Consider the following 15,895-nt stretch of genomic DNA (forward strand, 5'->3'; position numbering starts at 1 on the left):
AATAACGGCACGCAGAATAGCATGTTCATCTAAAAGAAGCTCAACTGCTTACTTTGATCTTCCGGTTTTAGCATCACACTTAAACCAAGTAAGCGGATCTCTCGCCCATTCTGTCGCTGTAACACATCGCGAAGTAACTGGCGAAAGTCATCAAGCTCAAGTTGCGGATGGATATGTTCAATGGTGGTGAGCTGAAAATCGGCGAACTTGACCTTGATGCCTTGCTTAATGATCGCTTTATCTGGGCTCGCTTTGATTAAGCGTGCCTCTAGCTCAGGAAACAACTTTTGTTCGATCACCTGCCAACACTCATCATAGGAGACAATGTTATGACTAAAAGTGCGCTCTACGCCGACAGACTTACGTTCACGCTCAGTGATCACTTCTCGCTCATCAATACCATGGCTGCGTTTCCACAACGACTCGCCTTGACGACCAAATCTACGCAATAACTCGCGATAGTCGGCTTGTTTGATGTCTTCGCAGAGATAAAAGCCCGCTTGATGCAATTTTTCTAAGCTGACTTTACCAACACCTGGTATTTTCTCGAGTGGCAATTTATCCACCACCTGCTGAACTTGCTCTGGCGGGATAACATATTGACCATTGGGCTTATTTATATCAGACGCAACTTTAGCGAGAAACTTTATCGGCGCAACACCAGCGGAAGCGGTCAGATTAAGCTCATTAAAGATATCTCGCCGGATAGCTTCGGCGATAAGCGTCGCTGAGCCACGGCAAAGCGTCGCGTCGGTAACATCCAAGTAGGCTTCATCAAGCGACAGAGGTTCGATAATCGCGGTATAGCGTTCAAAAATAGCCCGAATTTGCTGGGAAACTTGTTTATAAACATCCATTCGACCGCGAACGACCAAAAGATTGGGACATAGTTGAATCGCTCGAGCCGTTGGCATCGCACTGCGAACCCCAAACTTACGCGCTTCATAGTTACAGGTACTGATGACACCGCGCTGTTTCTCACTACCACCGACCGCAAGTGGTCTTCCGCGGTACTCAGGAAAATCTCGCATTTCGACCGCAGCAAAAAAGCAATCCATATCGACATGAATTATCTTTCGAACTCGCTCCGACATGACCGCACCCAAACACTGTTTAAAAAAACAGTATAGATAATCAAGCGTGTAAATAAAACTGTTTATCTCTACTTAGGTAGCATTTATCGACGCTATTGATAGCTTGCATTGTTACAACTCTTTAGTATTGCGAGTGTTGCAAAATAGAGAATGGATGCAGTGTGAATAAAAAAATCTTAGTTGTTGAGGACAGCCTGACGTTTCGCAACTATTTAGAACAATTGTTGACGCCAGCTGGCTATCAAGTTTTGTGCGTGGAGAACTTAGCCCAAGCCGAGGCGATTTTAGCCATCGAACCCGAGTTTCTTTGTTGTATTCTCGATTACTGCTTGCCCGATGCGCCCGATGGCGAAGTCATTGAGTTAGCACTCGCTTACCAACACAAAGTGATTGTACTCACAGCCCTGATTAACCCAGAATTACGGGAAAAAATGTTGGTTAAAGGCGTGGTCGACTATCTCATCAAAGATAGCACGGCTTCTGTCGCCTATCTGCTGCCACTGGTGCAACGTTTAGAGAAAAACCAACACCATCGATGCCTAGTTGTCGACGACTCCCAGACAGTACGCAATCACGTGGTGCAATTGCTCGACCGTCAATACATCAGTTCAGTACAAGCCGAAAATGGTGAGCAAGCACTTACTGCTTTACACCAAGATCCGCAAATCACTTTTGTTATCACCGACCATGATATGCCAGAAAAAGATGGCGTGACGATGGTGCGTGAGATCCGTCAAGCATGGAATAAGAATCAACTCGCGGTGCTAGGGTTATCAGCCTCCGAAGATCCAACACTGACCGCACTGTTTCTCAAAGCGGGCGCCAATGATTTTCTCAATAAGCCTTTCCATCCCGAAGAGTTTTACTGCCGCGTACATCAAATCCTTGATATGAAAGAGACCAGTAACAAACTCTATCGCATGGCGAACCAAGATGCGTTAACGGGTTTATGGAATCGTCGTTACTTGTTCAATCAAGCATGCAATGGCTGCCAAGAGCGAAATATTGCCATGCTGGATATTGATCACTTTAAGCAAGTTAACGATAACTATGGGCATGATGGTGGCGATAGCGCACTGGTGACCGTAGCGAAAATACTGCAGCTCTATTTTCCTCAAGATATCGTGGCTCGCTTTGGTGGCGAGGAGTTTTGCATTCAAACATGCAGTGACTTCGCTTCATTTGCGGAACAGCTAGAAAAGCTGCGTCAACGCGTTGAGCAAACCACCATCTACCACAATGACCAAGAGATCAAACTCACCATCAGTATTGGTGTTGCCAGTGCGCAAACCACTCTCGATGAGCAAATTAAATTGGCTGATGATCGGCTCTACCACGCAAAGGAAAGCGGTCGTAATTTAGTTGTCACCCAGTAATGACAAGTAATAAAAAACCGGCTTGTGAGCCGGTTTTTTGTTTAACCATACCAATTAGGCGATGCGATCTTTTTCCCATGCAGCAAGTTTTTCCGCTCGTGCCGCTTCACGTGCTTCGCGCTTTTTACGTGCATCACATGGCTCTGGGCAGTTACATACTTTTTCAATGCCTACCGCACCTAAACCGCCACAGCTTCCTTTGACCACTTTTTTCTGGAAGATATAGCCAACTGCCATAGCAGCAATTACCGCCATGAAAACACCAAAAGTGATTAGAAATGTACTCATATTGATACGCTCACTTAACTGATTATTTGTTGATATATGGCTTGTAGGCTTCTGAAGCCAACTCTTTAAAGCCATCTGCTGTTTTCACAATCATGAAAACTGGAATATTGTTGTCATTGGCAATCTGCATACCGCGCGTTTCGCCCAATACCATCAAGCCAGTCGCTAAACCATCCGCCGTCATTGATGACTTATCGAGTACCGTTACCGACACCACTTTGTGATTAATCGGCTTACCGGTTTGTGGGTCGATAATGTGTGAGTATCGCACACCATCGCTTTCAAAGTAATTACGGTAATCACCACTGGTCGCTACCGCCATATCACCAGGCTCGATGATCTCTTGAATACCACGAGAGTCAACCGTTGGTTTCTCAATCGCAATACGCCAAGCAACACCCTCGCGGTTTAAACCTTTAAGGCGCATTTCGCCGCCCACTTCAACCATATAGTTTTGGATACCTTCTGCTTGCAGATAGTTCGCAACGACATCCACACCCCAGCCTTTGGCAATGGTAGAAAGATCCACATAGAGGTTGGGGATATCTTTCGTTAGTTGGTTGCCATCGACAGAAAGGTGTTCAATACCAATATTGGCACGACGCGCAGCCAGCTCTTCATCGCTCGGTACGACATCAGGGCGCGCTTCTGGACCAAAGCCCCACAAGTTCACGAGAGGACCTACTGTAACATCCAGTGCACCAAGAGTAAGACCGTTTAAGCGAATCGCTTCTTTCACTACCGTCGCAGTTTGCGGCGATACCGTAAACGGCTCAGCTGATTGGTGTTGGTTAAAACGACTTAGCTCAGAGTCTTTACGGTAAGTCGACATTTGGTCGTTTACTTCTTCAAGTAGACGGTCAACTTCGGTTTGAATCGCTTCTGGCGCAGGTAGGCCATCTTGCTCAATATATTTAATATTATAAGTGGTCCCCATCGTTGGACCGCTTAAATGAATTTGCTCTACAGGTTTCTCACAACCAGCCAATACCAATAGAGAAGCAAATGCAACAAGCCACTTTTTCACTTGTTTACTCCTATCTCAATTTAGAAAACATAAGAAAGCTGTTATTGAAAACCACTGCTGAAAGCTCTAGTTGCTATTCATCAGCTCTCTTATATTCACTAGAACCATAAAATTATGGCTGACAAAAGCGTCAGCCATCTCTTAGAGTAATTTCAACTCATTGATGTGCTAGCAAGGCAGCAAATCAATCCTTCCCTAGGAGCATAGATAACTATGTGACTAGGGCGGCCGGCGAACCGGAGGATTTATGCAGCTAACACCGCTAGCGCTTCAATGAGGCAGAAATTAGCCACCGAAGTCATCTAGAAGAATGTTCTCATCCTCTACACCAAGATCTTTCAGCATGCCGATAACCGCTGCGTTCATCATTGGTGGACCACACATGTAGTATTCACAATCTTCTGGCGCTTCGTGATCACGTAGGTAGTTCTCGTAAAGCACGTTGTGGATGAAGCCTGTGTAACCATCCCAGTTATCTTCTGGTAGTGGATCAGACAGTGCACAGTGCCATACGAAGTTGTCGTTCTCTGCCGCTAGGCCATCGAAATCTTCTACGTAGAACATTTCACGCTTAGAACGCGCACCGTACCAGAAAGACATCTTACGCTTAGAGTGTAGACGTTTTAGCTGGTCGAAAATGTGCGAACGCATTGGCGCCATACCTGCACCACCACCAACGAATACCATCTCGTTATCCGTGTCTTTCGCGAAGAACTCACCAAATGGACCAGAAATAGTACACTTGTCGCCTTCTTTTAGAGACCAGATGAACGATGACATGATGCCAGGTGCTACGTCTGGGTTATTCGGCGGCGGAGTTGCGATACGAACGTTCAGCATGATGATGCCGTGCTCTTCTGGGTAGTTCGCCATAGAGTATGCGCGAATTGTTTCTTCGTTCACCTTAGACTCGTAACGGAATAGGTTGAACTTCTCCCAGTCTTCACGGTATTCCTGAGGAATATCGTAATCTGCGTATTTCACGTGGTGAGCAGGCGCTTCAATCTGGATGTAACCACCAGCACGGAAAGGTACTGATTCGCCATCTGGAATTTGTAGCTTAAGCTCTTTGATGAATGTCGCTTTGTTATCGTTAGAGATAACCGTACATTCCCACTTCTTCACGCCGAAGATTTCTTCAGGAAGCTCGATATCCATGTCAGTTTTCATTGCAACTTGACATGCTAGACGCTCACCTTCACGTGCTTCACCTTTAGTAATATGGTCAAGCTCGGTAGGTAGGATGTCGCCACCACCTGATTTAACTTTTACGCGACACTGACCACATGAGCCACCGCCACCACAAGCAGAAGATACGAATACGCCTGCACCCGCAAGTGCAGTCAGTAGCTTGCCGCCTGGTTGTGTAACGATCGCCAAGTTAGGGTCATCGTTCACAGAAATTGTAATGTCACCTGTTGGTACTAGCTTAGATTTAGCGAAAAGAATCACTAAAACTAGCGCCAGTATAATCAGGGTAAACATCACTACACCAAAAATAATAGTAGACATTAACTATTCCTTATTTGCTGCGGTTTACCCGACTTACAGTTGAACACCAGAGAAAGACATAAAGCCCAACGCCATTAGACCTACAGTAATGAACGTGATACCTAGACCACGTAAACCTGGAGGCACGTCAGAGTACTTCATTTTCTCACGGATACCTGCAAGAGCTACGATAGCGAGCATCCAACCCACACCAGAACCGAAACCGTAAACAACAGATTCAGCAAAGTTGTAGTCACGTTGTACCATGAAAGATACACCACCGAAGATTGCACAGTTTACTGTGATCAGCGGTAGGAAGATGCCTAGCGCGTTGTACAGAGGTGGGAAGAAACGGTCTAGAACCATCTCTAGGATCTGTACAAGTGCAGCGATTACACCGATAAAGGTGATGAAGTTTAGGAAGCTAAGGTCTACGCCCTCAACTAACGCATTCTCTTTCAGTACAAGGTTGTACACTAGGTTGTTTACCGGTACAGCGATAGTCAGTACTACCACAACCGCAACACCTAGACCGAAAGAGGTCTTTACTTTCTTAGATACCGCAAGGAATGTACACATACCTAGGAAGAAAGACAGTGCCATGTTTTCGATGAAAATCGATTTAACTAACAGACTGATGTAATGTTCCATGACGCCCTTACTCCTTCGCTTCTACTTGTTCTGGCTTCAGAATGCGGATTACCCAGATTAGGAAGCCGATCAGGAAGAATGCAGATGGTGCTAGTAGCATTAGACCGTTAGGTTGGTACCAACCACCATTGCTCACTAGAGGTAGCACTTCCATACCGAACAATTTGCCTGAGCCGAATAGTTCACGGAAGAAACCAACAGTGATTAGAACGAAACCGTAACCAAGACCGTTACCAATACCATCGATAAATGATGGGAATGGAGCAGACTTCATCGCGAACGCTTCAGCACGACCCATTACGATACAGTTGGTAATGATAAGACCAACGAATACAGATAGCTGCTTAGAGATATCGTATAGGTAAGCTTTCAATACTTGGTCTACCACGATTACTAGAGATGCGATGATCGCCATTTGAACGATGATACGCACACTGTTAGGAATGTGGTTACGGATTAGCGAAACAAATAGGTTAGAGAATGCAGTAACGAACATTACCGCAATCGTCATAACGAATGCTGTCTCTAGTTTGGTTGTTACTGCAAGAGCAGAACATACACCAAGAACTTGTAGCGCGATTGGGTTGTTATCCAACACCGGCGCCATAATGCTCTTTTTAATGTTTTGTGCACTAGACATTAGTTCAGACCTCCGTCACGAACTTTTGCTAGGAACGGACCAAAGCCCATATCGCCTAACCAGAAGTCGAATGTACCTTGAACACCGTTACCAGTCAGTGTTGCGCCTGATAGGCCATCAACACCGTGCTCAGAACCTGCTGGTGCGCCACCTTTAACAATCTTGATTGCTGGTTTGTGGTTTTCGTCGAATAGTTTCTTACCAACGAATTGTGCGCGCCAAGATGGGTTCTCAACTTCACCACCAAGTCCAGGAGTTTCACCCTGTTCGTAGTAAGTGATACCGTCAATAGTGTTACCGTCAGTTTGAACAGCCACGAAAGCGTACATCATTGACCATAGACCCGTACCGTGTACTGGGATGATCACTTTAGACACTTCGCCACCTTGTTTAACTAGGTAAACAATACCTACGTCAGCACGACGAAGGATCTTCGCCTTGTCTTGTTCAGCCGTTAACTTGATTGAGTGAGTAGGCTCTTTCGCAGCTTTACGCTGATCGTAGTTTGCCGCTGTTAAACCATCTTCAGTTTTCTCAACGAAGTTACCAGTTTTAAAGTCTACTAGACGAGGCTCAATGTACTCTGCAAATAGCTCAGGAACTTTCTTGCCATCGGCTTGAATACCTGCAACTTCAACGATTTTCGATTGTTTATCTAGAATCGCGTTTGCTTTTTGTTGGCCACGTAGAGCGACTGCCGCTGTTGATACAACGATTGAGCACACTAAGCTCAATGCGATAACAACAAACAGCGTCTTTTTAATGCTATCGTTATTACTTGCCATAGCGTGCTAGTCTCCGCTTGATGTTCTTCTCGATGACTACATGGTCGAACAGAGGTGCAAATAGGTTCGCGAATAGAATCGCCAGCATCATACCTTCTGGGTACGCTGGGTTAACTACACGAATCATCACACACATTGCACCAATCAAAATACCGTACCACCACTTACCTGAGTTAGTGAATGACGCTGATACTGGGTCGGTTGCCATGAAGAACATACCGAATGCGAAGCCACCTAGAACTAGGTGCCAATGCCAAGGCATGCTAAACATTGCGTTTGAATCAGAACCGATAACGTTGAACAGCGTCGCTGTTGCAATCATACCGATCATCACACCCGCAATAATGCGCCATGAAGCGATTCGCATGTAAACGATCATTGCCGCACCAATCATAAGTGCCAGCGTTGATACTTCACCAATTGAACCTGGGATGTTACCGATAAACGCATCCATCCAAGTAATTGGAGCACCAGTGATGTTGTTGATCAGAGCACCGTTACCACCTTGAGCCCATTGGCTTAGTGCTGTTGCACCAGAGAAGCCATCAGCTGCAGTCCATACTAAGTCACCTGAAATCTGTGCTGGGTAAGCAAAGAATAGGAAAGCACGACCAGCAAGCGCTGGGTTAAGGAAGTTACGACCTGTACCACCGAAGATCTCTTTAGCAACAACAACACCAAAGGTAATACCTAGTGCTGCTTGCCATAGAGGTAGCGTTGGCGGAACAATCAATGCGAATAGAATCGAAGTAACAAAGAAACCTTCGTTGACTTCGTGCTTACGCACCATACAGAACAGCACTTCCCAGAAACCACCCACAAGGAATACAGTGGCATAAATTGGTAGGAAGTATGTCGCACCAAGAATCATCTTGCTGCCAACACCTGCATCAGCCGCAATCGTGCCGCCTAGCATCTCTGTTAACCAGTAGTGCCAGTTGCCTGCTACTACTGCCGCTAGTTGCTCACCAGCGTACATGTGGTTAAGTGCTGCGATAGCTTGGCCACCCGCGTTGTACATACCCCAGAACATTGCTGGGAATACCGCGAACCAAACCATGATCATGATACGTTTTAAGTCAACGCTATCACGAACGTGCGAGCTTTTTTGTGTCACTAGACCAGGCGTGTAGAAAACTGTTGCTACAGCTTCGTACAGGGCAAACCATTTTTCATGCTTACCGCCTGGCTCAAAGTGATGCTCGATGTCTTCAAGAAACTTTTTAAGAGCCATGAAAATTACCCTTCCTTCTCAATCGTGTCTAAGCACTCACGAAGTAACATGCCGTACTCGTATTTACCTGGACATACAAAGGTACACAAAGCTAGATCTTCTTCATCCAGTTCTAGAGCACCCAGCGCTTGAGCACTGTCTGTGTCACCAGCACATAGATCGCGAAGTAGCAATGTCGGCTCCATATCTAATGGCATTACACGCTCGTAACTACCGATTGGAACCATTGAGCGGTCACTACCGTTGGTCGAAGTTGTCATGTTGAACAACTGACCTTTGAATAGGTGACCTAGGAAAGATTTCGTAACAGAGAACTTGTTCTTACCAGGCATAGCCCAGCCAAGCAGTTCTTTCTCACGACCTTCACGTAATACCGAAACCTGTTGGTGGTAACGACCTAGGTACGCGTGTGGACCAATAGCGTGAGTACCAGTTAGTACTGAGCCAGAAATCACACGAACTTCACCAGGCATTAACTCGTTGTCAGTCAACTCTTCTAGGCTCGCACCAATGATTGTACGAACTAGACGTGGCTTGTTCACCACTGGACCTGCTAGAGAGACAACACGCTCAACAGATAGCTCACCAGTTAGGAACAACTTACCGAACGCAATCACGTCTTGGTAGTTGATGCTCCACGCCACATTGTTTGCATTTACTGGGTATAGGAAATGCATGTGGGTGCCAGCAAGACCTGCTGGGTGAGGACCGTCAAACACGTGCTCTTCAACATTTGACTGAGAAGAACGAGGAAGGCTTGAGCCAGATTTACAAACGTAAACCTTGTCTTCCGTTAGGGCTGAAAGGACGTCAAGACCAGCGACGAACGCTTCTTTCTCTTCGTTGATAATCAACTCAGGCTGAGCTGCAAGAGGATTAGTATCCATTGCAGTCACAAAGATAGCCTTAGTAGAAGAAGCAACAGCTGGTACCTTGCTGAACGGACGAGTACGTAAAGCTGTCCAAAGACCTGAATCAATCAGCTGAGTTTTGATCGTTTCACGATCTAGACCTGCTAGTTGACCAGCTTCAAACTTGTCGAAAGTAACCTGTTCGTCACCTGCAGCTTCAATCACTACTGATTGAAGTACACGTTTCGCACCACGGTTAACTTCGATAACTTTACCGCTGATTGGCGAAGTAAATTTAACGCCTGGGTTCTTCTTATCTTCAAAAAGAACTTGAGCTTTCTTTACTTCGTCACCTACGCGGACATGCATAGTAGGACGCATGCCAACGTACTCTTCGCCAAGCAAGGCGACTTTCTTGATGGATTTACCATCATTAATCACCTGGGTAGGAGTTCCTGCGATAGGAAGGTCCAGACCCTTCTTTATTGTAATCATACGCACTTGCACTACTTTATCGGGAAAAAGATTCTTTAATTGCGTAACTTTTAGACACGACATCAGTGTCCGGTTCTGGTGCGTCTGTGGCACCAAAATCGCAACATCCTATTAAAACTCTCGTCACATATTAATTGCGAGATTCATCAGGGGCGATAGTCTATCATCAATTGGGAATATGATGCCATGACCAATGGGGGGGATACTGCGAATAAATGTTAGGAATTGAGTTTAAAAGGTTAAAGAATAGTCATAACTTTGAAGTGTCGCACATCGTGACAAAACTCTAACTCGCTTGAAAACTAATGATAATTAACATAATGAAACAAATTATGTTAATTTGTCGCAATTCTTTTTTTGTTTCCACATTGTTAATGGCTTTATAAATCGCCGACAAAAAAAGCAGCCTTAGCTGCTTCTTTTAAAGTCACTTATCGCCACCTAAACACATTGGGCTATGCGGCGCTTGTTGCACCTCACTCCACTCTTGCGGTGTGTAGGTATGGATCGCAAGAGCATGAATATGATTAGCTAATTCATCCGCTAATGTTTGATTCACCAAACGATGTCTTGCAATCAAACGTAAGCCTTCAAATTGTTCACTGACCACGATCACTTTGAAATGGCTTTCCGACCCTGGCGCGACGTTGTGCATAAAGCTTTCATTAATAACATCAAGATGAGTTGGGGTGAGTTGTTGGTGTAGTTTGGTTTTAATCGTCTCTTCCATCATGATAAAACTCCACTTCCTATTAACAGTATGACTATTTATTTATGTTATTCGGGCATCTTAGACTGCTCGAACTTAAATCTAAAGGTTTTAGTTTCCAGTTCCTTCGTCATCTGCGACAATTTCACTTAACTTAACATCCATCAAGCGTTCCATTTATGAAAACTGAGCTTACCCTCTTCGACCGCACTTTCTCTCTTTTTCGTTATCCTGTTAGAAACAATGAAACCTTGCAAGCATGGGACGCTGGCGATGAATATCTTATTTCTCACGTTGAAGAGATGGCGTTAGGTGAACCCAAGAACATCCTGATTTTGAATGACAGCTTCGGCGCACTAAGTTGCTGGTTTTCTACTGAACATAATGTCACGGTGCTAAGTGACTCCCATATTGCTCACCAAGCAATTAAGCACAACCTCGCACACAACCATTGTCGCAGTGTGACATTAGTTGATAGTTTGCATTCTCTGCCTGAAAACATCGATCTAGTGCTAATGCAGATCCCTCGTAATAACCGCTTTTTAACTTGGCAACTTAGCCAACTTCGTCAGGTGCTAGCGCCAAACGTTGCCGTTATCGCGGTTAACAAAGCAAAAGAGATTCACTCATCAACACTAAAGCTTTTCGAGAAATACCTTGGTGAAACGAAAACTTCTTTAGCCTGGAAAAAGCACCGACTGGTATTTAGCTTTGCCAATTGTCCGCAGCCAACAAACGTTGAACCATTCACCACCTGGATGGTGGATGAACACGGCATAACACTTAAAAATCTACCTAACGTCTACTCTGGCGAGAGCCTAGACCAAGGTGCGCGTTTTATGCTCAAGCATCTACCGACAGGTGACCAATTTAGTAACGCTATCGATCTCGGGTGTGGCAACGGTGTGCTGTCGGTCAAACTGGCGCAGCAAAATCCACAAATGCAGATTACCTGTGTTGACGAAAGCTTTATGGCAGTCGCATCGGCCACACAAAACTTACAAGATAATCTCGGATCAGATCGAGATTTACGCTTTGTTGACAATAACTGTCTAGATGGTTTTGCCGCTGGCGAGTATGATTTGGTGGTTTGTAATCCTCCTTTCCACCAGCAACAAGCGGTCACTGACCATATTGCGTGGCAGATGTTCTGTGATGCAAAGCATGTTATGCAAACTGGCGGACAATTATTAGTTATCGGTAATCGCCACCTCGGATACGATGTGAAGCTAAAACGTCTGTTTGGTAAATCGAACGTCAGCTTAGTTGCGTCAAATAAGAAATTTGTGATTTTACAAGCAACTAGGTAGTCATTTATTATCGACTTAAATCTGAGCTTTTCAGCGAATTAGAAAAGGAAATGACAATGAGAAAACTGGTTCTAGCCGCGTCAATCGCACTGTTGACGGCTTGTTCTGCGCCACAACAAGCACAACTTAACTTTGCTCCTCGCGCCGAGTTAAGCAATAGCAATATCGTCAATGGCAGTACTTTTACGCTAACCAGTAAAGACGTACGCTCAGCACAATATGTTGCGCTAGTCGATAGCGGTCGCTCTAACATCGAGCCAATCCACGCAAAACAAAACGTACGTGTAACGCTAGAAAATGCATTACTTGAGCAGTTCCAATCTCAAGGCTTCCGCAGTTCAGTTAACAGCGAAAACTCGATTGAAATCGAAGTTCAAGAACTGCTTGTATCTGTAAAACATTCTGTAATGGAAAATGAAATGGATGCAAGACTGGTACTAGAACTGACGGCTGAAACGCCACAAGGTAAACTCGTCAAAACTTACACAGGCACTGCAGAGCGTACTGGTGCACTAAGCGCGTCAGACGAAGAGATTGAACAAGTGCTTAACGATGTAGCGAACCTAGTGCTACGTGAAGTGGCTAACGACCGTGAACTACAAAGCTATATGCAGGAGCGATTCTAATGTGGAAATACGCTATCGCGTGTGCTGCATTGGTTTCTAGCCTTGCTTTTGCTGGACCAAAAGTTGAAATGGAAACCAATCTAGGCTCATTTGTGATTGAGTTAAATCAAGAGCAAGCGCCTGTTTCTGTTGCTAACTTTTTAAAATATGTCAATGACGGCAGTTATGTCGGCACTCAGTTTCACCGTGTCATTCCTGGCTTTATGGCACAAGGTGGTGGCTTTGATCGTAATATGAATCGCGCCCCAACTTACCCGCCAATCAAAAATGAAGCCAACAATGGGTTAGCAAATGAAACCGCGACAATCGCTATGGCTCGTACCAATGATCCAAACTCAGCGACACGTCAGTTTTTTATCAACCTAGCTGATAATGACTTCCTCAACTACAACTCGCGTCCACCTGGTTACGCAGTGTTTGGTGAAGTGGTACAAGGCTTTGACGTTGTACAACAGATGGCAAAACAACCCACCCATTCCGTGGGTCGCTATCAAGACGTGCCCGTCGAGGCGATTATCATAGAGAAAGTCACCATTCTCAAATAATTGACTAGGCTCCCACTAAAACTGGGAGCCTTTCTGTTTTCAACCTCTCAACAAATACAAGGAATCGTTATGGCGAACGCGTCTCTGTCATGGGCAGACACAGTACGTAGTTACCTTGATAAACGCTTACTCTGGGTATTTATGCTCGGTTGTTCTAGTGGTTTTCCTTGGGTCTTAATCGGCTCAAATATGTCAGGCTGGCTGAAAGATGCAGGTTTGACTCGTGCTGCTATCGGCTACTTTGGTAGTGTTTTTGCGGTTTACGCAATTAACTTCCTTTGGGCACCACTGGTTGATCGCGTCAAACTACCAATCCTTAACCACTATTTAGGTCAACGACGCAGTTGGATATTCCTTTGTCAGTCGGTGGTTTTGGTTTGCACCTTATTTATCGCTGGCGTCGATCCTGCGAAAAGTTTGATGATGACTTCCATGCTGGCGCTCTGCATCGCTTTAGCATCCTCGACTCAAGATATTGCCATTGATGCTTACCGCATTGATACCTTCCCTAAATCAGAATCGTCTAAGCTACCGCAAGCTTCAGCGATGGCGGTGATCGGTTGGTGGACAGGTTACTCACTGCCAGGTTACCTCGCGTTCATCAATGCTGACAGTATCGGTTGGAATGGGGTTTACTACGGTATGGCAGCAATTGTCGGCTTGTTAATGCTGTTCACGCTACTGGTGGGTGAACCAAAAACCAATCGTGAGCAACTGCAAGCCGAAGCCGAGAAAAGACACAGCGCGGTGGTTAGAAACCCTGTAGTGGCTTGGCTAACCGTTACAGTGTTAGAACCTTTCATCGACTTCTTTAGACGCAATGGCTTCCGAGTTGCCTTAACTTTGCTGCTGTTTGTGTTCCTATTTAAGATTGGGGAAGCGTTTCTTGGTCGTATGTCGATTACCTTCTATAAAGAAATCGGCTTTAGCAACGAACAAATTGGTTACTACTCCAAGCTGATTGGTTGGGGGCTAACCATGTTGTTTACCCTAATCGGCAGCATGGTCAACGTAAAGTTTGGTATTGTTCGCGGTCTAATGATTGGCGGTATCGCTATGGCGGCAAGTAATCTAATGTTTGCTTGGATTGCCAAAGTAGGTCCGAGTGAGCAGATCTTCCTTGCGACTCTGGTGGTGGATAACTTCACCTCTGCATTTTCGACGGTAGCATTTGTGTCCTTCTTAACGGTGGTTACTGGACAAGCATTCTCGGCAACCCAATATGCCCTACTTGCCTCTTTAGGCAACTTCGGTCGAACGACTCTCGCCTCTTTCAGTGGTGAATTGGTCGACTACCTCGATGACTGGTCAACGTTCTTTGTTCTGACGGCACTGATGGTGATCCCAAGCTTAATCATGCTTTACTCGTTGCGTCATTACTTTACCGATATGCTCGAGCGTGCAAGCAAAAACCACGAGTAGCGGTACAGGCTAACTAAAAACGCAAAAAGGTCGCAATTGCGACCTTTTAACTTTTAACAAGCGACTATGGGTAGAGACCTTTGCCAAACAAATTAAATACGCGAGCCACCCCTTGAGTAAACAACAGCGGTTCTGTCAGTACAGTGAGGCACAAACAATCTTCACCTTTCTTGGTAAAGGGACTGTGCTTGACTGAGGCATCTTTGAGCATATAGTCGCCAACTTCATAATGCCCATCTTCGTCACTGAATCCGCCATGTAGCACCAAAGTAGACTCAAGCCCTTTGTGGGTATGCTGAGGAATCTGTACATCTTCGCTGATGTATAACAGATTGATCCTTGCCTCTTCACCTAATTCAATTTCGGCACTGAACACTTTGCCGCCGTAACTTTTCCATTCACCGATGTTATCGACGAAGCGACTGAGTGACAGTGGCAGCTTAAACTGCTTATCCTTGAGGATAATCGTTCGATTCTTACGATTAAACTTAAATGGCTCAGGATCTTCTTCAAGGACAACAATTTTATCCAACATGGCAGAAAGATCGTCACAGTCCTCGATAGTACTTGCGCACAACGCTTCACCTGCTTGCTCTTCGAACTGGGCGCACAACTTCTGGCATTGTGGACAAATCTCGACATGAGTGGCTATGGCGAAACTGTTTCCAGCGTCCAACTCACCTTCGACGTAGGCGCGCAACATCTTTTCACTTGGGTGATAACTCATAATTGCTCCGCCTCTATTTCATTTCGTAGTTTCTCAACCGCTAAGCGCAAGCGCGATTTCACGGTCCCTAAAGGAATATCGAACATGTCAGCAACTTGCTGATGTGGCAGCTCTTCGAGATATACGGCTTGGACCACTTTACGCTGAGCTTCGGGCAGAATTTCCAAAAACTTTAATACCTGCTCTTTGAGCATTTCATGTTCTGGAGCATAGTGCTCGACTAAGTCAGGCGGCAAAAAGTCTGACGGCCAGATGTCATCTGCCAAAACGTGCGCCTCCCGACCTTTCTGTTTCCGAAGTAGATCAAAACACAGGTTACGTGCAATCGTGTAAACCCAAGTCGAGAGAGAGCTTTTACTCCCATCAAACAAGGCACATTTTTGCCACACAGTAGCCATGGTTTCCTGAACCAGTTCAATCGCGACCTGCTCATTACCCATGTGCTTGTAAGCAAACTGCTTCAAACGTGGCGAGAAGTGATTGAATATCAAAGCGAAAGCCTTCTTGTCGCGGCTCTTCACCTGTTCCATGCATTCTGTCCAATCGGCTCGAGAAAATGCATTTGTATCTTGTACGCTCATTTACCACATCCTTGAAGTTGCGATATCAACCGTTGTACGACTA

The 15,895-nt window shown here is 45.4% G+C and carries 17 protein-coding genes; 5 read left to right on the plus strand and 12 right to left on the minus strand.

Features of this window, described 5'->3' with window-relative positions; translation table 11 throughout:
- Nucleotides 1-29 precede the first annotated feature (29 nt).
- Complete coding sequence (dinB, locus tag GZN30_RS09830) at nucleotides 30-1,094, minus strand: DNA polymerase IV (protein WP_075652710.1); 1,065 nt, start codon at nucleotides 1,092-1,094, stop codon at nucleotides 30-32.
- A 161-nt stretch (nucleotides 1,095-1,255) separates the two neighbouring features.
- Here dinB and GZN30_RS09835 point away from each other — a divergent pair, with 161 nt between their 5' ends.
- Nucleotides 1,256-2,470, plus strand: coding sequence for a GGDEF domain-containing response regulator (locus GZN30_RS09835; RefSeq protein WP_075652711.1), 1,215 nt, complete (start codon nucleotides 1,256-1,258; stop codon nucleotides 2,468-2,470).
- 54 nt (nucleotides 2,471-2,524) lie between these two features.
- Here GZN30_RS09835 and nqrM read toward each other — a convergent pair whose 3' ends face one another.
- The 9 genes from nqrM to GZN30_RS09880 all read right to left on the minus strand — a co-directional run bounded on the left by nqrM (nucleotide 2,525) and on the right by GZN30_RS09880 (nucleotide 10,665).
- Entirely contained in the window at nucleotides 2,525-2,758 is a 234-nt protein-coding gene (gene nqrM / locus GZN30_RS09840; RefSeq protein ID WP_075652712.1) for a (Na+)-NQR maturation NqrM, read from the minus strand.
- A gap of 22 nt (nucleotides 2,759-2,780) precedes the next feature.
- On the minus strand, nucleotides 2,781-3,785 hold the full coding sequence (locus GZN30_RS09845; RefSeq protein WP_161987047.1) for an FAD:protein FMN transferase: 1,005 nt from the start codon (nucleotides 3,783-3,785) through the stop codon (nucleotides 2,781-2,783).
- Nucleotides 3,786-4,070: 285 nt separating this feature from the next.
- Complete coding sequence (gene nqrF / locus GZN30_RS09850; RefSeq protein ID WP_075647664.1) at nucleotides 4,071-5,297, minus strand: NADH:ubiquinone reductase (Na(+)-transporting) subunit F; 1,227 nt, start codon at nucleotides 5,295-5,297, stop codon at nucleotides 4,071-4,073.
- 33 nt (nucleotides 5,298-5,330) lie between these two features.
- Nucleotides 5,331-5,927 (minus strand): NADH:ubiquinone reductase (Na(+)-transporting) subunit E, encoded by a 597-nt coding sequence (gene nqrE / locus GZN30_RS09855; RefSeq protein ID WP_005436652.1) that lies wholly within the window; start codon nucleotides 5,925-5,927, stop codon nucleotides 5,331-5,333.
- 7 nt (nucleotides 5,928-5,934) lie between these two features.
- Entirely contained in the window at nucleotides 5,935-6,567 is a 633-nt protein-coding gene (locus GZN30_RS09860; RefSeq protein ID WP_075647663.1) for an NADH:ubiquinone reductase (Na(+)-transporting) subunit D, read from the minus strand.
- The gene (locus GZN30_RS09865; RefSeq protein WP_075647662.1) at nucleotides 6,567-7,352 is read right to left on the minus strand and encodes a Na(+)-translocating NADH-quinone reductase subunit C; all 786 of its coding nucleotides are present in this window, start codon (nucleotides 7,350-7,352) and stop codon (nucleotides 6,567-6,569) included. Before GZN30_RS09865 ends, GZN30_RS09860 begins: the two co-directional genes overlap by 1 nt.
- On the minus strand, nucleotides 7,342-8,586 hold the full coding sequence (locus GZN30_RS09870) for an NADH:ubiquinone reductase (Na(+)-transporting) subunit B (protein WP_075647661.1): 1,245 nt from the start codon (nucleotides 8,584-8,586) through the stop codon (nucleotides 7,342-7,344). The genes GZN30_RS09865 and GZN30_RS09870 overlap by 11 nt, the downstream gene beginning before the upstream one ends.
- 5 nt (nucleotides 8,587-8,591) lie before the next feature.
- Nucleotides 8,592-9,932, minus strand: coding sequence for a Na(+)-translocating NADH-quinone reductase subunit A (locus tag GZN30_RS09875; RefSeq protein WP_075647665.1), 1,341 nt, complete (start codon nucleotides 9,930-9,932; stop codon nucleotides 8,592-8,594).
- Between the two features lie 427 nt (nucleotides 9,933-10,359).
- A complete protein-coding gene (locus GZN30_RS09880; RefSeq protein WP_075647660.1) occupies nucleotides 10,360-10,665 on the minus strand; it encodes a BolA family protein in 306 nt (101 codons plus the stop codon).
- Nucleotides 10,666-10,820: 155 nt separating this feature from the next.
- On the opposite strand from GZN30_RS09880, the gene GZN30_RS09885 reads away from it, so the two are divergent.
- The 4 genes from GZN30_RS09885 (at nucleotide 10,821) to GZN30_RS09900 (ending at nucleotide 14,544) form a co-directional block, all read left to right on the plus strand.
- Nucleotides 10,821-11,951 carry a methyltransferase gene (locus tag GZN30_RS09885; RefSeq protein ID WP_075652152.1) on the plus strand — a complete coding sequence of 377 codons (1,131 nt, stop codon included), beginning with the start codon at nucleotides 10,821-10,823 and terminating at the stop codon, nucleotides 11,949-11,951.
- A gap of 56 nt (nucleotides 11,952-12,007) precedes the next feature.
- Nucleotides 12,008-12,577 carry a YajG family lipoprotein gene (locus tag GZN30_RS09890; protein WP_075652153.1) on the plus strand — a complete coding sequence of 190 codons (570 nt, stop codon included), beginning with the start codon at nucleotides 12,008-12,010 and terminating at the stop codon, nucleotides 12,575-12,577.
- Complete coding sequence (locus tag GZN30_RS09895) at nucleotides 12,577-13,122, plus strand: peptidylprolyl isomerase (protein ID WP_075652154.1); 546 nt, start codon at nucleotides 12,577-12,579, stop codon at nucleotides 13,120-13,122. The genes GZN30_RS09890 and GZN30_RS09895 overlap by 1 nt, the downstream gene beginning before the upstream one ends.
- Before the next feature lie 69 nt (nucleotides 13,123-13,191).
- A complete protein-coding gene (locus tag GZN30_RS09900; RefSeq protein WP_075652155.1) occupies nucleotides 13,192-14,544 on the plus strand; it encodes an AmpG family muropeptide MFS transporter in 1,353 nt (450 codons plus the stop codon).
- Nucleotides 14,545-14,608: 64 nt separating this feature from the next.
- On the opposite strand, the gene GZN30_RS09905 is transcribed toward GZN30_RS09900, so the two are convergent.
- The gene (locus GZN30_RS09905) at nucleotides 14,609-15,271 is read right to left on the minus strand and encodes a ChrR family anti-sigma-E factor (protein ID WP_075652156.1); all 663 of its coding nucleotides are present in this window, start codon (nucleotides 15,269-15,271) and stop codon (nucleotides 14,609-14,611) included.
- On the minus strand, nucleotides 15,268-15,852 hold the full coding sequence (locus tag GZN30_RS09910; RefSeq protein WP_075652157.1) for an RNA polymerase sigma factor: 585 nt from the start codon (nucleotides 15,850-15,852) through the stop codon (nucleotides 15,268-15,270). Before GZN30_RS09910 ends, GZN30_RS09905 begins: the two co-directional genes overlap by 4 nt.
- Nucleotides 15,853-15,895: the final 43 nt, after the last annotated feature.

Origin of the sequence: Vibrio ponticus (assembly GCF_009938225.1) — a bacterium.
Taxonomy (GTDB): Bacteria; Pseudomonadota; Gammaproteobacteria; order Enterobacterales; family Vibrionaceae; genus Vibrio; species Vibrio ponticus.